Raw genomic sequence first — 19,017 nt, forward strand, 5'->3', positions numbered from 1 at the left:
TCACTCCCCAAGAGTGATGGATGCCTATTCTACCAATCTGCCCACTGCGGCAGACAATGGACCTACCTCGCTGCTCTGCAGCAACCTCACCTCTCTGCACACTTCGCTGCGCCAGACTGCGCCCGTCTCTTTCTCCTGGAAAGAGACGGGCGCTCGTAGCACTGCTGCAAGCCACGTCGTACAGGGCATTGCCGCAACTCTCCTCGTGACAATCGGCCTGACAAATCTGATTCGTCGCCATCCGCAACTACACAGGCACCGGTGCCGCAGCCAATGAAAAGGCTGCACCTGACTGACAGTCAGGCATGCCCCAGGTGTCTAGGTCTTTGCCTTCTCCCCCCCATGATCTCCAGGCGCCGAACTCGTCAGCCGGCACAGCCTCCACCCGCCCGCATCTTCGGATGCGTCTAAGGAGGCCAGATTCATGGGTTTATGCCCTTGCTCCCGGTCGTAAGGAGCCGTTCGTTCCGCGTCAGTGAACACCTCACAGGCCGCAGGGGCCTTGATCCCTGATAACACTCAACAGCCGTGGCGGGACTACGTGAGGACAACCAGTAATGAACGAGGAGAGGGCCCATGCAGCAGTTAGATCCGAAGCTTGAACTACCACGACCACCTCGACCGTTGATTGAGTCGAACCCCGTGCCCCAGCCTTATCCGGTGCAGGCACTGGGTGGGATTCTTGGGCCTGCGGTTCAGCGCATGGCCGAGGTCATCGGCGTGCCCCAAGCACTGGCCGCGCAGTCGGTGTTGGCTGCCTCGGCCCTGGCCACTCAAGGTCATGCGGGCTTACAACTCGACGGGAGACATTATCCCCTGTCGTTGTACCTGATCACGGTGGCTGCGTCCGGTGATCGCAAGACCGCGGCAGACCGATCCGCACTGCTGCCAGCGCGCCAATGGGAGCGTGAACAGTGGCAACACTATCGTGAGCAGCTCTTTCGGTACCGTGCCGCACAGCGACAAGCGCAGCGTATCAATCCTGCCGATCCCGCCCCCACAAACAGCGTACCGCTTGAAGCGGAGCCTTCGGCCCCTCGGCTGATCACCACAGATCCGACGATCGAGGCCCTGATCAAGGGGCTCTGCCATGACTTGCCGAGCATGGGGCTGTTCTGTGACGAGGGCGGACAATTCCTCGGCAGCAGCACCATGAGTCGGGACAACCGTTTGAAAGCGGTCACGACCTTGTCGTCACTCTGGGACGGTAGCCCGATTGATCGTGCTCGCTCTATGGCAGGCGAAAGCCTACGAGCCTATGACCGACGCCTGAGCCTGCACCTGATGCTGCAACCGTATTTGGCCATGCAGTTACTCAGTGACCCGTTGCTGCAGGGGCAAGGCATTCTAGGGCGCTGCTTGATGACCTGGCCAACCAGTCTAGCCGGGCAACGTAGCTACCAGGCTGTCGACTTGTCCAAAGACGCCGCCCTCAAGCGCTATCATCACCGCCTTTCGGCTCTGTTTTATCAGCCTTGGTCACTTTCCGCTGACGGAGCCTTGCAGCTGTCAAAGCTGAGCCTCAGTCCGCTGGCGCGTCGTCGCTGGATTGATTTGCATGATGCTATCGAAGCTCAGCTGGGGGAGTTTGGCGAGCTGGCCAGCGTACGGCCCAGCGGATCAAAGGCAGCCGATAACCTGCTACGCATCGCCGGCGTTCTTGCAGTTGTGGAGGAGAGCAGCGTCGTGGAGGTCGACCATATCCAGCGGGCCTCCGCTTTAGTCGGCTACTACCTCACCGAGATCCAGCGCCTGACTGAGCAGGAGCCAGTGTGTCGAGTTAAGGAAGAGGCGGACCGGCTGCTGCGCTGGCTGCAGGTCAAGGGTTGGAAGCGCTTCAGTATTCGAGAGCTGAATCGCAACGGTCCCCGTTTTGCCCGTAAGAGCAGTCGTCATGCTTCCAGGCTGTTGGTTGAGTTGCTTGATCATCATTGGCTGATTACCGACGGCCACACCTTCGAGGTGCGCCATGTTCAATCTTGATGAGGCGCTGCGCAACCATCTGGCTCAGCGCCAAAAAAAGCCAAAAGCGCAGTTTGTCGCCGCGAGTGTCGCCACTTTGTCGCCACGCTCAAAACCAGGCAGGACAAGGGTTGTCGCCGCTGTCGCCAGTGTCGCCACCACCCATAAAGCTATCGCCTCTACGACAGCCATTATTCAATGGTTGAAAGAGGAGGGTGCGCATCTTTACGTCACCGACAACACGCTGTGTTTTCGCCCGACTGATTGGGCTCAGTCCGCGATTGTAAGTGCGCACTGGCGAGCCCTTTTGCATGATCTCGCGGCAGTCGATCAGGAACAGAAAAATGGCTCGGGTCGGTAAGCGAGCGGGGCGCAATTTCGGCTTCGGTCGCCAGCTTAGCTTTGCTGGACCGCAAGCACTGAAAGACCTGTTTGGCGACGGCCATTTTGCTACCGTCAAAGCCCATAGTGATCGCTGGCAGGCGTTCGTGCATTGGTGTCGATCCGATGAAGGACCGAGGGTCAACGACGCGCGCCAGATAGACCGCGAGATCCTCATGCGGTATGCCGTCCACGTGCGGGAGCAGGTTGATCAGGGCAACGTCGGCATTGCCACCGCGCAGAACCGACTGTCCAGCGTGAACCGAACGATGGCCGCGCTGCGCGGTGATCAGTACGTCAAAATCCCCAGTCCGAGCAAGACGCTGGGTTTGCAGCGCTCAAGCGTGCGCGGGGAGGCACCGCAAGGCCAAGATCGTGCTCAGATCGAGTTGATCGCACGCGCACTGTCAGAGCGAGGTCAGCAACGAGTGGGCGCAATTGTGCATCTGGCCCGGGAGACTGGTATGCGCCTGCGTGAATCGATCTTGGCGGACCTGCCCCGACTGCAACGTGAGGCCGGGCGCCTGGGCAAGATCAACATCCAGGACGGCACCAAAGGCGGCCGGTCAGGCGCATCAGCACCGCGTTGGATCGCGGTCACGGATCAAGTCCGTGTTGCCCTCGATATGGCCACGGAGGCTTCACCCAAGGGGAGTCGGAACCTGTTAGCACCTGATGAAAGCTATAAAGATTTCTTACAGGCAGTCGTGCGACCTGCACGAGATCTCCTGCATGAGAATGGATTGAAAGGCTTTCATGAGCTGCGGGCGGCTTACGCCTGTGAGCGCTATGAGCAGATGACCGGCTTTTCTGCACCTGTAAATGGCGTTCGTGTTCATCGCGAAGATCGAGAGCTTGATCTGTGGGCGCGACAGCAGATCAGCCAAGAGTTGGGGCATAACCGCATCGATGTGGTGAGTGCCTACATCGGAGGTCGGCGATGACGTCTGAGTTCGACATAGCGTTGTTTCTGTGCCCCGTGCTCAAAGGTGCGCATGCCACGCGGCAGCGGCACATCAGACAAGCAGAAAGGATGCACGAGGTGATTCGTGAGCGCTGGGGTTGCGCGACTCCCTGGTCCTGGAGGGAAAAACACGTGAGATGGTTTCTGGAGCACTATTTGCGATGCTCAGCTCCAGCTACCATCTACTACTACGAGTTAACAGCGGGGTTGATCCGCCGTAGAAAGGCAAAAGTCGTGGTTGCCTGATAGACCTTTAAGCGTGAGCCCCTGAGTATGGGAATGCGGAGCCTTCCCATACTCAGGGGCTTGGCTGAAGAGGCGCAGACATACCAGAGATCTAGCGACCGTCGTCACTCCTTTCTCCCTGCTACACGACACGGATCGTGGCCGGCGTCGCGTACCTTTGGACCTCAGCGAATCGGTACGACGTTGCGGTCCCTGGTTTGATTGATGGCCGATGCCGACAGGCTGCCGGTGGCCGCCTTCTGGATATGTTCACTCCACCAGGCCATCATCGGACGCCGGCGTTCCATGTAATCCGTCCGGTTGTAGGCGCTCCGAACTTCGTCTTTGTCGACATGCGCCAGTGCGACCTCGATCAGCTCCGGATCCCAGCCATGCTCATTCAGGATAGTGCTCGCCATCGAGCGCAAGCCGTGGCTGACTAGACGGTCCTGAAAGCCCATGCGTTTCAGCGCCATGTTGGCGGTCTGGCTATTGGCATGGGTGCGAGGATTTCTATCTGAGGGGAACACGTACTCTCGGTTACCGCTGAGTTGCTTGAGCGTCTCCAGTAACGAAAGTGCCTGATCGGTAAGAGGGATTGTGTGCGGCCGACGCTTTTTCATGCGCTCTGGCGGAATGGTCCAAATGCGCTTGTCGAAGTCGATATCTGCCCATCGTGTGGTGGCTGCTTCGGCAGGGCGGGTCATCGTGTGCAGTTGCCATTCGATCAGGCAGCGGGTCGTGCGCTTGATGCTGGCGTTCGCGATTTCCATCATGAGCTCGGGAAGCTCCTCAGGTGGTAGCGCAGCCATGTTCTCTTTTTTGGGTTTCTTGAACACCGCCCGAATTCCATTGAGGGGGTTCGCGAATATCAGTCCGGAATTGACCCCGTAGGTCATGATCTCGTTGAGTCGTTGGCTCAATCGTTTCACGGTTTCGAGGCTCCCTTTGGCCTCGATTGGACGAAGGATCTTGATGACCATCGGAGCAGTGATTTGAGAGAGCGGCGTTGTTTTCATGCTTGGGAATACATGAAGCGTCAGCGATCTCCAAATGTCTTCGGAGTAGGCTTTGGTTACGGAGTCTTTCTTCAGCTCGAACCAGGCGGTGGCCACCTTCTCGAATGTGTGTTCGGTCTTCGCCAGCTTGGCTTGCCTGAGTTCATCGCGGTGAGCCTTGGGATCAATGCCTAGCGCCAGTAGTTCGCGTGCTTCTTGAGCTTTCTTTCTGGCGTTCGCCAACGAAAGAGCCGGGTAAGGGCCCAGCGCCATATTGAGGCGATTTTTGATTACCGGCTCGCGGTAGTTGAAATTCCATATCATCGAGCCACTGGCTCTGACCCTGAGCTGCAGGCCGTCGCCGTCAGTGAGAACGAAGTCTTTTCCTGTTGCCTTGACTGCCTTGAGCTGGCGGTCTGAGAGGCGGGTTGCATTAGTAGGCATGAGAGCTACCTCCGACACCGTTTTGGTATCCCAAAAATAGCACCGGTGGGTCCGGGATACCAAATGGGATACCAAAAAGCTTGGAATTCTAAATTCTTCTACGGAAGCCAATGGCCCTTAAACCCTTGTTTTTACTGGATTTCAGACACAAAAAAAGACGTCCGTGGACGTCTTTAGATGTTGAAGTGGTGGAGCCGGGGGGATTTGAACCCCCGTCCGCCAGTACTCCGCTGTCGGTACTACATGCGTAGCCGTTTCTATTAAGTTAACCCTCAGCGACCCGAAGGGCAGGGTGCTTTGGGCGAGTTGTGTAAGTTTTAGCCGCTTCGTCCACAACGTACTGCACGGCGATTCTGTTCTATATGACAATCACTTTGGGTTTACAGACATCCCCTGGTGATTGCTGGACCCGAAGGTACCAGAAGCTCAGGGCTAAGGCTGCTTACGCAGCGAGAGCGAATTCCTGGCCGTAGTTTTCGTCATTGGCAACTATAAGAAGTTGCAACAGTGGATTTACGAGTTCTGTTACCAACTCGGCATGCACCTAAAGTTTCGCGACCGGCGTCGAATCCTAAACGGCCCCGTGCTTGTAACTCGTTGTTTCTTAGTGAGTGACAAGCCTGTGCAGTGTACGCCAAAACGTCAGCGAAGGCCAACCCGAAGGTTGGCCCTCTCGCTTACTGGCCGCCTTTCTCGCTGTTCTGCAGGTCTTGCAGGGCCTTGGAGGTGATTTCGATGCACTTCTTCTCGTCACCTGCGGCGTGGGCGGCCTTGGCCTGGGAGACGGCGGTGTCTATTTCGCCACTTTTACCGCTGGTGTCGGTGGCGAGCAGGGCTTTGCCGTTGTTGATTTTGTCCAGGTTGATCTGGCACAGGTCTTTGTCACTGGCGGCGAAAGCGGGGGAGGCGAGCATCGCAGCGGTCATGAACAAGCCAGCAAGAGCGGAACGCTTCATAGGGTGTCTCCTTGCGCAAAAGGGCTCGACGCTGCTGGCGTGCAACCGCTGCCAGCGACATCACTGATGGGCCTCGTTTGTCGAGGCCTATGCAGATGACTGCGCCGGCGCGCGAGGGTTCGGTTTTTTTGCCGGGTCAGTGGGCGCGGGCGCGGGTGACGCGGTCTACCAGGTAGACCAGGCCGTGGTAGTCGATGCCGCCATGTTGGCTCAGGCCGATCTCGCAGGTGCGGCTGGTGGAGATGCCTTCGCTGCAATATTGCACGGCATCCTTGAGCGAGCGCAGGGCGTGGGCGTTGAGTTCCGGGGTGGTGAAGCCTTTGTCGCCGGCAAAGCCGCAGCAATGAATGCCTTCGGGGATCACCACGGTTTTTGCGCAGCGTCGCGCCAGTTCGATCAGGGCCTGGCTCTCGCCCAGGTGTTGGGTGCTGCAGGTGACGTGCACGGCGATGGGCGCTTCCTGGGGTGTGAAGTCGAGGCGGTCCATCAGGTGGGTGCGGATAAAGCGCACGGGGTCGTAGAGGTCCAGGCGCGTTTCTCCCAATTCTTGCACTAGGCGCAGGGTGCAGGGGCTGGTGTCGCAGTAGATCGGGTCGAGGCCGCCGCGGCTGGCGTGGAGCAGGGCGCCGATCAGTTCCTGGCGTTTGTGTTCGGCCTGCTCGGCGTAGCCTTTGGACGCGAAGGGTTGGCCGCAGCAGAGGCTGTCCTGGTTGTCGGGGAAGACTACCTGGTAGCCGGCTTTTTCCAGCAACTGGCGGGTTTTGTCGTACAGCGACATCTGCTCTTTATCGCCGGCTGCCGGGCCCATGGCGCGGGAGACACAGGTGGCCAGATAGACCACGCGCGGGTGCGCGTCCGTCACTGCCGGGCTGAAGCGGATGGCTTTTTCGGGCTGCGGCATGGCGTTGGTCCACTGCGGAATTTGCCCTTTGGACAGCTTGGTCAGTGTGCTCGAGAGCTTGGCCAGCCGTGGGGCGCCCAGCAGCATGCGTGCGCCATTGGCGACGTGCAGGGTAAAGCGCGCACCTTGCAGTGCGGTGGCGAAATGGCTGGCGAGCCAGTCGGCGGTTTTCGTACGGTCGGCTTCGCGGCTGCGCAGCTTTTTCACCAGGTCGCCGGTATTGATGCCTACAGGGCAACGTTGCGCGCATAAGCCGGTGGCGGCGCAGGTGTCGATGCCTTGGTAGTGGTAGGCCGCTTCCAGTACGGTGGTGTCCACGCCTGCGCGTTTTTTCGCCTGGATGTCGCGCCAGATCACGATGCGCTGGCGCGGGCTCAGGGTCAGGCCTTTTGAGGGGCACACCGGCTCGCAGAACCCGCACTCGATGCACTTATCCACAAGCTCATCGGCGGCGGGCAACGGCTTGAGGTGTTTGAGGTGGATCTGCGGGTCTTCGCTGAGTACCACGTCCGGGTTGAGGATGCCGTTGGGGTCGAGCAGGCGCTTGAGTTGCCACATCAATTGATAGGCGTCGCTGCCCCATTCCAGTTCGACGAAAGGGGCCATATTGCGGCCGGTGCCGTGTTCAGCCTTCAGCGAGCCACCGAACTCCACGGCAACCAGTTGCGCGACGTCGTCCATGAACGCTTGATAGCGTGCGACTTCTTCGCTGCTGTTGAAGCCTTGAGTGAACACAAAGTGCAGATTGCCTTCCAGGGCGTGTCCGAAAAGGATGGCTTCGTCGTAGTGATGTTTGTCGAACAGTGCGATCAAGCGATTCACGCCAATCGCCAGTTGTTCTACCGGGAAGGTCACGTCTTCGATGATCACGGTGGTGCCGGTTTTGCGCACGGCACCTACGGCGGGGAAGGTGTCTTTGCGGATGGCCCACAGGCGTGCGTTTTCCAGTGGGTCTTCGGTGAAGTCGACTTGTTGCTCCACGGGAAACGCCGCCAGGGAGGCCATGATGCGCGTCAGTTGTTCGTGCAGCAGCGATGGCGAAGCGGCGCGGGATTCGATCAATAGTGCGCAGGCGTTTTCCGATAGGTGCTGTACGAAAGCAGGCATGCCTGGTTTGTCCTGCACCGAGCGCATGCTGCGTCGGTCCAGCAGTTCAACGGCGGAGACTGGCTGGGTTTTCAGCACGGTGACTGCGTTGCAGCAGGTTTCGACGTCCGGGAAGACGATCAGCGCCGAGGCTTTGTTGGGGTGATCGATCACGGTGTCGTAGGTGACCGCACTGATAAATCCCAGGGTGCCCTCGGAGCCGACCAGCAGGTGGCTGAGGATATCCAGCGGGTCATCGAAATCCACCAAGGCATTGAGTGACAGGCCGGTGGTGTTTTTCAGTCGGTATTTGTGGCGGATCTTTGCCGCCAGCTCAGTATTTGCCCGTGTCTCGCGGCCCAATGTAGCCAGGCGTTCAAGCAGTGCGCTATGTGACTGGCGGAGGGCTTGCACGCTGGCGGCATCTTCGGTGTCCAGGCGGCTGCCATCGGCCAGTACCAGGCGGATGCCCGCCAGGGTGTGGTAGGTGTTTTGCGCCGTGCCGCAGCACATGCCACTGGCGTTGTTGGCGACGATACCGCCGATCTTGCAAGCATTGATGGACGCAGGGTCCGGGCCGATCTTGCGTCCGAACGGTGCGAGCCAGGCGTTGGCCTGGGCGCCGATGACGCCGGGTTGCAGGCGGATCTGGGTGCCTTGCCCGCGAATTTCGCGGTGGTTCCAGTTATCACCCAGTACGATCAGTACCGAGTCGCTGATGGCCTGGCCCGAGAGGCTGGTGCCTGCGGCGCGGAAGGTCACCGGCACGCGATCGCGCTGGGCCAGTTGCAGCAGTGTCACCACTTCGTCTTCTGACTCCACGCGGATCACCAGCTGTGGGATCAGTCGGTAGAAGCTGGCGTCGGTGCCGAAGGCGAGGGTGGAAAGTGGATCGTCGAAGCGGCGATCTTGCGGGATCAGTTGTGCGACGTCTCTCAGGAAAGCAGCAGGCAGGCTCATCGGTCCTCCAGAAATAGCAGACGCCGGAAGGGTGCCCCGGCGTCGATTCTTACCCTATTACGTGCAGGCCTCAGTGCACCAGCATACCGGTGAACCAGTACGCCTGCGCCAAGGTGATCAGCCCGACGATGGTGGCAAAAAACAGGCTGTGCTTGAGGGTAAAGCGGAACAGGTCGGATTCCTTGCCCACCAGGCCGGTGGCGGCGCAGGCCACGGCGATCGATTGCGGCGAGATCATTTTGCCGGTCACGCCACCGCTGGTGTTCGCGGCTACCAGCAGGGTGTCGTTGACGCCGATCTGGTGAGCGGTAGTGGCTTGCAATGAGCTGAACAGGGCGTTGGATGAGGTATCGGAGCCTGTCAGGAAAACCCCCAACCAGCCAAGGAATGGCGAGAAGAACGGGAAGGCAGCACCCGTGCCGGCCAGAACCAGGGCCATGGTCGAGGACATGCCGGAGTAGTTGGTGACGAAGGCGAACGCCAGCACCATGCCGATGGACAGGATCGGCCAGCGCAGCTCAAAGAAGGTCTCTTTTAAAGTGGTAAGACCAGTTTTGACGTCGATTTTCAACACCAGCATGGAGACCAGTGCCGAGAAGAAGATCGCAGTGCCGGTGGCCGAAATCGGGTCCAGCTTGAAGACGGCCGGGATGGCGGTTGGGTTGGTCACGATGGGCGCGACTTTAACCACCAGTTGATCCAGGTGCGGGATCGCGAAATTGAACACCCAGCCGTACATCGAACCGCCCGCGGCGAACAGGGCTTTGAAGGGTTTGAGGGTCCAGATGGTCACCAGTACGGTGAGGATCAGGAACGGCGACCACGCCTTGAAAATTTGCCCCAGGCTGTAGGGCGAAACCACGGTGTTGCGCGGCAAGCCGAAGCCGCCGGCGCTGGAGGTGACCGCCACGCTGGATGTAGCGCCGGCAATTTGTGCGCCTGCGGTGCGCTTGGGTTGCCAGACTTTCAGGAACAGCGTCAGGGCAATCAGGCTGGCGAGTGCCGAGGTGATGTCCGGCAATTCCGGGCCAATGAAGTTCGAGGTGAAATATTGGGTGACGGCAAAACTCAAGCCGGCCACCAGGGCTGCAGGCCAGGTTTCGCGAACGCCGCGCAGGCCGTCCATCATGAACACCAGCCAGAACGGCACGAACAGCGACAGCAGCGGCAGTTGGCGGCCGGTCATGGCGCCAATCTTGAACGCGTCAATACCGGTGACCTGGCCGGCGACGATGATCGGAATGCCCAATGCGCCGAAGGCCACAGGCGCGGTATTGGCGATCAGGCACAGGCCTGCGGCGTACAGCGGGTTGAAACCCAGGCCTACCAGCAGCGCGGCGGTGATCGCCACGGGCGCGCCGAAACCGGCCGCACCTTCGAGGAAGGCGCCAAAGCAAAAACCGATCAACAACACCTGCAAGCGCTGGTCGTCGGTGATCGACAGAACGGAGCTGCGGATGATTTTGAACTGGCCGCTCTTGACCGTCAATTTGTACAGGAATACTGCCGCGACGATGATCCAGGCGATGGGCCACAGGCCGTAGGCAAAACCATAACCGGCCGCAGCCAGCGCCATGTCTACCGGCATCTGGAAGGCGAAAATGGCGACCAGGATCGACAGGGCCAGGGTGATGCTGCCGGCCACGTGGCCTTTGAGGCGGAACACGGCCAGCGCCAGGAAGAAGAATACGATGGGAATGACGGCGGCCAGTGCGGATAGGCCGAGGCTGCCGAGTGGGCTGTAAAGCTGTTGCCAGGTTTGCATATGGGGTGGCCCCTGATTGTTGTTGTTTGGTGAGCTTGGGTAATTGGTAATACCAATTTACAATCGCTGTGGGCTAGATTAAGAGCCTGGGCAGGGGTGTGTCAATTTGCCGCCTGCGAAACTTTGGTCGTAGGTCGGGAGGCGGAGTGTTCTGATCGGCGAAATTGAAGGCGTTCTGATAGGTGCTGCCGGCACGTCGATAGGCCAGAATAGGGGCCCCGGCGAGTGGTCGGGATGGTGGAGAGTGAGTTATGGGGTTTGATCAGGTGCGTCAGCGCCGTTTGTCTGACGATATTGTCGAGCAGCTTGAGGGGATGATTCTCGAGGGCACGCTGAAGTCGGGCGAGCGCTTGCCGGCCGAGCGCGCGTTGGCTGAGCGCTTTGGTGTGTCGCGCCCGTCGTTGCGTGAGGCGATTCAGAAACTGGCGGCCAAGGGGTTGCTGGTCAGTCGCCAGGGCGGTGGCAACTATGTGGTGGACTCCCTAGGTTCGACCTTCAGCGATCCGCTGCTGCACTTGTTGGAAAGCAATCCCGAAGCGCAGCGCGATCTGCTGGAGTTTCGCCAGACCCTTGAGGCTTCGTGTGCCTACTACGCGGCGTTACGCGCCACGGAGGTTGACCGTGAACGGCTGACCGCAGCGTTTGAAGCGTTGCAGGATTGCTATGCGCGCGCCGACGAGGTGAGCCGAGTGGAGGAGGGTGCTGCGGATGCAAGGTTTCACTTGGCGATTGCCGAAGCCAGTCATAACGCCGTGTTGCTGCACACCATTCGCGGGCTGTTCGACCTACTCAAGCGTAACGTGGTGACGAATATTGGTGGCATGTACCAGCAGCGTACCGAGACCCGCGACATGCTGATCAATCAGCATCGGGACTTGTACCTGGCCATCATCGAGGGGCGGGCGGAGCAAGCGCGCGAAGTCTCGACACGGCATTTGCTGTATGTGCAGGAGGTGTTGGAGGAGGTGCGTCAGGAGGTTCAACGCGTGGCTCGGGCGGAGCGACGCAAAGGGATGTAGCCCGCGTGGGCTACACCGTCACAAGGATTACTCTTCCTTGCCTTTGTTGCGCACGGCGCGATGCAGTTCGCGATTGGAATCGCGCTCGCGTTCGGTGTCGCGCTTGTCGTATTCCTTCTTGCCCTTGCCCAATGCGATCTCGCATTTGACCAGGTGCTTGCTCCAGTACCAGGACAAGCAGATGCACGCGTAGCCTTTTTGCTGCACGGCTGCGGCGAGCTTTTCGAGTTCGCGGGCATTGAGCAACAACTTGCGCGTACGCACCGGGTCGGCAATCACGTGGGTGCTCGCGGTGGTCAACGGGGTGATATGACTGCCAAGCAGCCATGCCTCGCCATCCTTGAGCAGCACATAACTGTCGACCAGCTGCAGTTTGCTGGCACGCAGACTTTTTACTTCCCAGCCGGCCAGGACCAGACCAGCCTCGAACCGATGTTCGATGAAGTAATCGTGTCGCGCTTTTTTATTTTGCGCGATGGTCCCTGTGGGGTGTTTCTTTTGTTTAGCCATAGGGGCGGCATTATAGGGAGTTGCGAGCGTGTCGGCTACGGTCAACCTGTGTGCTTGAGCGAGTTGGACGAATCCCGGACAATGCGGGCAGTTCTTTGGTTTTTTTCTCTCGCGGATTGGGCTGTTCTTTCGCGATGTTTGCCTTAAGCAGTGGAAGTAACGCTCACATGACGACGCATATTCAACGTTCGGCCCTGTTGCCCTATCCGGCCCAGGCGCTCTATGACCTGGTCAACGACGTGGCGCGTTACCCAGAGTTTCTGCCTTGGTGCTCGACAGCCGAGGTTCTGGAGAGCAGTGACGAGCACATGGTTGCCAGTGTGGGGGTGGCCAAGGGCGGCCTCAGCCAGCATTTTGTGACCCGCAATGTGCTGGTGCCGGGCCAATCCATCGAAATGAACCTGCAGGAAGGGCCGTTCACCCAGCTACATGGCGTGTGGGTGTTCAAGGCGCTGACGGACAAGGCCTGCAAGATCAGCCTGGATCTTTCGTTTGATTATGCCGGGCCGATTGTTCGTGCGACGTTGGGGCCTTTGTTCAATCAGGCAGCCAATACCCTGGTGGACGCGTTCTGTCAGCGCGCCAAGCAACTGCATGGTTGAGATTGAGGTGGTGTTCGCCGCCGAGGATCGCCAGGTGTTGCTGGGGGTAAAGGTGGCTGAAGGCACTAGTTTGCGCGAGGCGGTGCGAGCGTCGGGAATGGCGGCCCATTTTCCTGATGTTGATCTGGCTGATTGCCCGGTGGGTATATTTGGCAAGGTTGTCGCGGATGCCGGGACGCGTTTCGTACAAGCGGGCGACCGTATTGAGATCTACCGGCCTTTGCTGGCCGACCCTAAAGAGGTGCGCAGGTTGCGTGCGGCCAAGGCGGCATTGGCCAGGCAAGCGAACTCTTGAGCTTGCCAAATGGCAGCCTAGCTATCTGGAGCGCCGCGATCCAACTGTGGGAGCTGGCTTGCCTGCGATGACGCCCTGATAGCCAGCGCATATCTACCTGATGCCCGCGATCCAAATGTGGAAGGGGGCGGTTCCGATAGCGGATATGTACTCGATCTGATCCAGGATCCTGGTCGACTGTCAGATTGCTTTCGCAGGCAAGCCAGCTCCCACAGGTTCAGCGTCGCACCAAGGTTATGTAGATGCCTATGTAGATGGCAGGCAACAAAAAGCCCGGCATGCCGGGCTTTTTATCGAGCGCAAAATTATTGCGGGCTGGTGTCCAGAGGCTGAGGCGTCGGGACGGGCACGGTTTCCACGTTGTCGATGTCTTTCTGGATGGTGTCCAGCAACGAACCTGGCTTGGCCGGTACCTCGGATTTCGGTTTTTCGGCTTCTTGCGCAGGTGCGGTCACGTTGGCGCCGCTGTCCTTGCCCAGCAAGGCTTCATCGCGGCTTACGCCGGGCATGAAGTCACCGGACAGGCTCACGAGCTGGTCATTGCCATTGAAGATGACACTGACGCGCTCCTGCTGGCGTTCACCGCCACCCGGCTGCAGGCTGTAGAGATAATCCCAGCGATCGGCATGGAAAGTGTCGGTCAGCAGGGGATTACCCATGATAAACCGTACTTGCCGTCGGGTCATTCCCGGGCGTAACTGGTCTATCATGTCCTGCGTGACGACATTGCCCTGCTGGATGTCGATTTTGTAAACCCCGGGGAATGAACAACCGGCGAGTGCGAGCAGTCCCACAAAGGTGAAACTGGTTAGCAAGAGCTTGGTGTTTTGCATCGGTGGGCGACTTCCACTATCTTGGCTGGGACAACGTAAACGCCGATCATACCCGTATTAAGAGAAGCTGCGAAGCAGCATCCGCGAGAAAGCTAACCATGGTTGAAAATAGCGAACTACGCAAAGCCGGTCTCAAAGTGACTCTGCCACGAGTCAAGATTCTACAAATGCTCGATTCTGCTGAGCAGCGCCACATGAGTGCCGAAGATGTTTACAAGGCGCTGATGGAGTCTAACGAGGACGTCGGCCTGGCCACGGTCTACCGTGTACTGACCCAGTTTGAAGCCGCAGGGCTGGTGGTTCGTCATAATTTCGACGGCGGTCATGCGGTGTTTGAATTGGCTGACGGTGGTCACCATGACCACATGGTTGACCTGGATACCAATGAGGTTATCGAGTTCACCAGCCCTGAAATCGAAGCGCTGCAGCACAAGATTGCTGAGGAGCACGGGTTCGATTTGGTCGATCACAATCTCGTGTTGTACATCCGTAAGAAAAAGTAAAAATCGACGCAGTTTTGCTTTGCGAAACGATTGAAGGCGACCCTCGGGTCGCCTTCGTGCTTTCTATAGAGTGGAAAATGTCGCTTCAAGCCTTCGCGGCCACCACCATTTTTTTCGCGTGAGCCAAGGACTCCTTGGTCAAGTCGATACCGCCGAGCATCCGCGCCACTTCTTCCACCCGTTCCGACTTGTTCAGCTTGGAGACGGCGGTGTGTGTCGCGTCGCTACCGCGCACCTTATGCACAAACAGGTGCTGATGCCCTTGGGCTGCCACTTGCGGCAAGTGGGTCACCGTAAGCACCTGGCCGCGATCCCCCAGGCGACGCAGCAATTGGCCAACAATTTCTGCGGTTGGCCCGCCAATGCCCACATCCACTTCATCGAATACCAATGTGGGTACCCGTGAGGTCTGGGCGGTAATCACTTGGATCGCCAGGCTGATGCGCGAGAGTTCGCCGCCGGAGGCCACTTTGGCCAGGGCCTTGAGCGGTTGCCCGGGGTTGGCACTCACCAGCAGTTCGACGTGCTCCAGCCCATGGGGCTGCAATTCTTGAGTGGCGTTGGGATGCAACTCGATGGTGAAGCGCCCGCCTGGCATGCCCAGGCGTTGGATTTCCAGCTCAACGGCGCTTGCCAGGCTAGTCGCTGCCTGCTGGCGCAGAGCGCTCAGCTCCCGGGCCTTTTCCTGATAATGACGGGCAAACGAAGCGAGCTCCTCGCCCAGTCGTTCGATGGATTCGTCGTTCGCGTTGAGTGTTTCGATTTCATCCAGCAGTTTCTGCTGCATGGTTGCGACTTCGGTCGGCTGGATTCGATGCTTGCGAGCCAGGGTATAAATAGTGTCCAGGCGCTCTTCTATTTCCTGCAGGCGAGCTGGGTCAGCGTCGAAGTGGTCCAGGAAGCGATTGAGTTCGCCCACGGCCTCTTCAACCTGGATCTGCGCGCTGGTCAGCAGGGTGGTCGCTTCGCTCAGTGAGCCGGAAGCATTGTTCACGCTGGACAGGCGGTTGAGGCTGGCGGTCAGTGCGTTGAGCACATTGCCGGAGTCGCTCTCGCTGCATTGCTCGACCACTTGGCGGCAGATGCCCAGCAAGGTTTCGGCGTTGGTCAGGTTCTTGTGTTCCTGCTCAAGTTGCTCCAGCTCTGTCTCACCCAGGCCAAGGCTTTCGAGCTCTTCCAATTGGTAGCTGAGCAACTGGTGGCGGGCGCGTTGTTCGTCGCCGGAGTTGGAGAGGCGTTCCAGTTCCTGGCGTGTCTGGCGCCAGCGTTGGGCGGCCAGTTGAACTTGCCGGGAAAGATCGGTGGCGCCGGCGTACTCATCGAGCAGGCGACGGTGGGTATCGGTTTTCAGCAGGGATTGGTGTTCGTGCTGGCTGTGGATATCGATCAGCAATTCGCCCAGGGCTTTCAGGTCGCCCAGTGGGCAAGGCGTGCCGTTGATATAGCCGCGGGAGCGCCCCTCGGCGGTGATCACCCGGCGCAGAATGCAGGGGCCTTCATTATTAAGGTCGCGCTCGGCCAGCCATGCTTCGGCTTCGGGTATGTCCGCCAGGTCGAAGGTGGCCAGGATGTCAGCCTTGTCGGAGCCAGGGCGTACCACGCCACTGTCGGCGCGGTCGCCAAGCGTCAGGCCGAGGGCGTCGAGCATGATCGACTTGCCGGCGCCGGTTTCGCCTGTGATTACGCTCATCCCGCGATCCAGTTCAAGATCCAGATGTTCAACGATGGCGTAGTTATGTACAGACAGGTGCACGAGCATGACGGCCGCTCCCAGGCTTTAGGTCTGGTTATTTATACAGTGTTTTGTTCAGGCCTGACAATCCTGACGCTTAGCTCGATTTGCTTGAGTCTCGAATTTTTTTAGCGCGATGTGGAATGAGCGAGAAGGAAATGATCCAGGTCAATCGAAAGACTTTTGGTAACGCCTGCGCCCTTGAACCTGAAAATTGTGGCCCCATATACCGGAGCAGAAGCGCGAGTTGAGTTCGCGCATGATTTTGAAAGGAGAAATCTATGGCTGACGAACAGACGCAGGATACGCAAACTCCAGACGCCAATTCGGCTGCCGGTGATGAACTGGCGACTCGTGTGCAAGTGCTCGAAGAGCAATTGGCCGCTGCGCAGGATCAATCGTTGCGTGTTGCCGCCGATCTGCAGAACGTCCGCCGCCGTGCCGAGCAGGATGTAGAGAAGGCTCACAAGTTCGCGCTGGAAAAATTCGCCGGTGACCTGCTGCCGATCATCGACAGTCTGGAGCGTGGTCTTGAGTTGTCCAACCCGGACGATGAAAACATCCGCCCAATGCGCGAAGGCATCGAGCTGACCCTGAAAATGTTCCAGGACACCCTGAAACGTTATCAGTTGGAAGCTATCGATCCGCAAGCCGGCGAGCCGTTCAATGCAGAACATCACCAAGCCATGGCCATGCAGGAAAGCCATGACCTGGAACCCAATAGCGTCATCAAGGTGTTCCAAAAGGGTTACCAGCTCAACGGTCGCCTGATGCGTCCGGCAATGGTGGTGGTGAGCAAGGCTCCTTCACCCGTTGCACCTTCTATTGATGAGCAGGCTTGAAATCCGCCGCAAGGCCCCCATTTATAAGTCAAGCGTTTAAGTGCTACCGCAGTTAGCCAAAACTGCTGCGGCAACCAAATTCAAGTTTCGGGAGAGTAAATCATGGGCAAAATTATCGGTATCGACCTGGGGACCACCAACTCCTGCGTCTCCGTGCTGGAAAACGGCGTTGCAAAAGTTATTGAAAACGCCGAAGGCGCACGTACCACTCCGTCGATCATCGCTTACGCCAACGACGGTGAAATCCTCGTCGGTCAATCGGCCAAGCGTCAGGCGGTGACCAACCCGCACAACACCCTGTACGCGGTAAAGCGTCTGATCGGTCGTAAGTTCGACGAAGAAGTCGTACAGAAAGACATCAAGATGGTGCCTTACAAAATCGCCAAGGCCGACAACGGTGACGCCTGGGTTGAAGTGAACGGCCAGAAAATGTCGCCGCCGCAAATCTCGGCTGAAATCTTGAAAAAGATGAAGAAGACCGCCGAAGACTACCTCGGTGAAGCAGTGACTGAAGCGGTGATCACCGTTCCTGCCTACTTCAACGACAGCCAGCGTCAGGCCACCAAAGACGCCGGCCGCATCGCGGGCCTGGATGTAAAACGTATCATCAACGAACCAACCGCAGCCGCGCTGGCTTACGGTATGGACAAGGCCAAGGGCGACCACACCGTGATCGTTTACGACCTGGGTGGCGGTACGTTCGACGTCTCCGTGATCGAGATCGCAGAAGTTGACGGCGAGCACCAGTTCGAAGTGTTGGCCACCAACGGTGACACCTTCCTGGGTGGTGAAGACTTTGACATTCGTCTGATCGACTACCTCGTTGACGAATTCAAGAAAGAAAGCGGCATGAACCTCAAGGGTGACCCGCTGGCCATGCAGCGCCTGAAAGAAGCCGCTGAAAAAGCCAAGATCGAGCTGTCTTCCGCTCAGTCGACTGACGTGAACCTGCCGTACATCACTGCAGACGCTACCGGTCCTAAGCACTTGAACGTGAAGATCTCGCGTTCCAAGCTCGAAGCACTGGTTGAAGACCTGGTTCAGCGCACCATCGAACCTTGCCGCATCGCGCTGAAAGACTCCGGTATCGACGTTGGCTCGATCAACGACGTGATCCTGGTGGGCGGTCAGACCCGTATGCCACTGGTTCAGAAGCTGGTCACCGAGTTCTTCGGCAAAGAAGCCCGTAAAGACGTGAACCCGGACGAAGCCGTTGCCATGGGTGCTGCCATCCAGGGTGCCGTACTGGCCGGTGATGTGAAAGACGTGCTGCTGCTGGACGTAAGCCCGCTGACCCTGGGTATCGAAACCATGGGTGGCGTGATGACTGCGCTGATCGAGAAAAACACCACGATTCCTACCAAGAAATCCCAGGTGTTCTCGACTGCCGATGACAACCAGGGCGCCGTGACTATCCACGTGCTGCAGGGCGAGCGTAAGCAAGCCGCACAGAACAAGTCCCTGGGCAAGTTCGACCTGGCTGAGATTCCACCAGCACCACGTGGCGTGCCACAAATCGAAGTGACCTTCGACATCGACGCCAACGGCATCCTGCACGTCGGCGCGAAAGACAAGGCCACCGGCAAAGAGCAGAAGATCACCATCAAGGCCAACTCCGGCCTGTCTGATGAAGAAATTCAACAGATGATCCGTGATGCTGAAACCAATGCTGAAGCCGACAAGAAGTTCGAAGAGTTGGCAGGCGCCCGTAACCAGGGTGACGCGCTGGTTCACTCGACGCGCAAAATGATCGCTGATGCTGGCGACAAAGTGACCGACGAAGAGAAAACTGCAATCGAAGCAGCAGTGGTTGCCCTGGAAGCCGCTATTAAAGGCGACGACAAGGCTGCCATCGAAGCCAAGGTTGAGGAACTGTCGAAAGTCTCCGCGCCAGTTGCTCAGAAAATGTACGCCGAGCAAGGCCAGCCGGCTGACGGCGCTGCGCAACAAGCAGAGCCTGAAGCCAAGCACGACGATGTTGTCGATGCCGAGTTCGAAGAAGTTAAAGACAACAAGTAAGTTGTCGCCCGGTTGACCGC

17 protein-coding genes and 1 other RNA gene are annotated in these 19,017 nt (G+C 58.5%); 10 read left to right on the top strand and 8 right to left on the bottom strand.

Annotated features, from left to right (window positions below):
* The first annotated feature begins 576 nt into the window (after nt 1-576).
* The 4 genes from JFT58_RS24830 to JFT58_RS30480 are packed head-to-tail and all read left to right on the top strand — an operon-like array spanning nt 577 to nt 3,553.
* The gene (locus JFT58_RS24830) at nt 577-1,983 is read left to right on the top strand and encodes a YfjI family protein (RefSeq protein WP_198834693.1); all 1,407 of its coding nucleotides are present in this window, start codon (nt 577-579) and stop codon (nt 1,981-1,983) included.
* Complete coding sequence (locus JFT58_RS24835; RefSeq protein ID WP_198834694.1) at nt 1,970-2,323, top strand: hypothetical protein; 354 nt, start codon at nt 1,970-1,972, stop codon at nt 2,321-2,323. Before JFT58_RS24830 ends, JFT58_RS24835 begins: the two co-directional genes overlap by 14 nt.
* Entirely contained in the window at nt 2,307-3,287 is a 981-nt protein-coding gene (locus tag JFT58_RS24840; RefSeq protein ID WP_198834695.1) for an integrase domain-containing protein, read from the top strand. Before JFT58_RS24835 ends, JFT58_RS24840 begins: the two co-directional genes overlap by 17 nt.
* Complete coding sequence (locus tag JFT58_RS30480; protein ID WP_150804663.1) at nt 3,284-3,553, top strand: hypothetical protein; 270 nt, start codon at nt 3,284-3,286, stop codon at nt 3,551-3,553. Before JFT58_RS24840 ends, JFT58_RS30480 begins: the two co-directional genes overlap by 4 nt.
* A 164-nt stretch (nt 3,554-3,717) precedes the next feature.
* Here JFT58_RS30480 and JFT58_RS24845 read toward each other — a convergent pair whose 3' ends face one another.
* From JFT58_RS24845 to JFT58_RS24865, 5 genes are all read right to left on the bottom strand, one after another.
* On the bottom strand, nt 3,718-4,974 hold the full coding sequence (locus tag JFT58_RS24845) for an integrase domain-containing protein (RefSeq protein ID WP_150804664.1): 1,257 nt from the start codon (nt 4,972-4,974) through the stop codon (nt 3,718-3,720).
* Between the two features lie 186 nt (nt 4,975-5,160).
* Nucleotides 5,161-5,557: a transfer-messenger RNA gene (ssrA, locus tag JFT58_RS24850) on the bottom strand.
* Between the two features lie 94 nt (nt 5,558-5,651).
* On the bottom strand, nt 5,652-5,930 hold the full coding sequence (locus JFT58_RS24855; RefSeq protein ID WP_003194233.1) for a hypothetical protein: 279 nt from the start codon (nt 5,928-5,930) through the stop codon (nt 5,652-5,654).
* Between the two features lie 136 nt (nt 5,931-6,066).
* Nucleotides 6,067-8,877 (bottom strand): FAD-binding and (Fe-S)-binding domain-containing protein, encoded by a 2,811-nt coding sequence (locus JFT58_RS24860; protein WP_198834696.1) that lies wholly within the window; start codon nt 8,875-8,877, stop codon nt 6,067-6,069.
* 70 nt (nt 8,878-8,947) lie between these two features.
* Nucleotides 8,948-10,642: a lactate permease LctP family transporter gene (locus tag JFT58_RS24865; protein ID WP_054896117.1), complete on the bottom strand. Its 1,695-nt coding sequence runs from the start codon at nt 10,640-10,642 to the stop codon at nt 8,948-8,950.
* Nucleotides 10,643-10,893: 251 nt separating this feature from the next.
* Between JFT58_RS24865 and JFT58_RS24870 the strand changes: the two genes are divergently transcribed.
* The gene (locus JFT58_RS24870) at nt 10,894-11,661 is read left to right on the top strand and encodes an FCD domain-containing protein (RefSeq protein ID WP_014719963.1); all 768 of its coding nucleotides are present in this window, start codon (nt 10,894-10,896) and stop codon (nt 11,659-11,661) included.
* A gap of 27 nt (nt 11,662-11,688) precedes the next feature.
* Here the strand turns inward: JFT58_RS24870 and smpB are convergent, their stop codons facing one another.
* Nucleotides 11,689-12,171: an SsrA-binding protein SmpB gene (gene smpB / locus JFT58_RS24875; protein WP_003176160.1), complete on the bottom strand. Its 483-nt coding sequence runs from the start codon at nt 12,169-12,171 to the stop codon at nt 11,689-11,691.
* A gap of 167 nt (nt 12,172-12,338) precedes the next feature.
* Here smpB and JFT58_RS24880 point away from each other — a divergent pair, with 167 nt between their 5' ends.
* Entirely contained in the window at nt 12,339-12,773 is a 435-nt protein-coding gene (locus tag JFT58_RS24880) for a type II toxin-antitoxin system RatA family toxin (protein ID WP_003194226.1), read from the top strand.
* A complete protein-coding gene (locus tag JFT58_RS24885) occupies nt 12,766-13,068 on the top strand; it encodes an RnfH family protein (protein WP_034126996.1) in 303 nt (100 codons plus the stop codon). Before JFT58_RS24880 ends, JFT58_RS24885 begins: the two co-directional genes overlap by 8 nt.
* Nucleotides 13,069-13,373: 305 nt before the next feature.
* Here the strand turns inward: JFT58_RS24885 and JFT58_RS24890 are convergent, their stop codons facing one another.
* The gene (locus JFT58_RS24890) at nt 13,374-13,901 is read right to left on the bottom strand and encodes an outer membrane protein assembly factor BamE (RefSeq protein WP_054896116.1); all 528 of its coding nucleotides are present in this window, start codon (nt 13,899-13,901) and stop codon (nt 13,374-13,376) included.
* A gap of 98 nt (nt 13,902-13,999) precedes the next feature.
* Between JFT58_RS24890 and fur the strand changes: the two genes are divergently transcribed.
* Entirely contained in the window at nt 14,000-14,404 is a 405-nt protein-coding gene (gene fur / locus JFT58_RS24895) for a ferric iron uptake transcriptional regulator (protein WP_003194220.1), read from the top strand.
* A gap of 85 nt (nt 14,405-14,489) precedes the next feature.
* On the opposite strand, the gene recN is transcribed toward fur, so the two are convergent.
* A complete protein-coding gene (gene recN / locus JFT58_RS24900; RefSeq protein WP_054896115.1) occupies nt 14,490-16,163 on the bottom strand; it encodes a DNA repair protein RecN in 1,674 nt (557 codons plus the stop codon).
* 254 nt (nt 16,164-16,417) lie between these two features.
* Here recN and grpE point away from each other — a divergent pair, with 254 nt between their 5' ends.
* Entirely contained in the window at nt 16,418-16,978 is a 561-nt protein-coding gene (grpE, locus tag JFT58_RS24905; RefSeq protein WP_034126999.1) for a nucleotide exchange factor GrpE, read from the top strand.
* 102 nt (nt 16,979-17,080) lie between these two features.
* Complete coding sequence (gene dnaK, locus JFT58_RS24910) at nt 17,081-18,997, top strand: molecular chaperone DnaK (protein WP_014719959.1); 1,917 nt, start codon at nt 17,081-17,083, stop codon at nt 18,995-18,997.
* The last annotated feature ends 20 nt before the right edge of the window (nt 18,998-19,017 follow it).

Source organism: Pseudomonas sp. MF6767 (assembly GCF_016405475.1).
GTDB lineage: Bacteria > Pseudomonadota > Gammaproteobacteria > Pseudomonadales > Pseudomonadaceae > Aquipseudomonas > Aquipseudomonas paracarnis.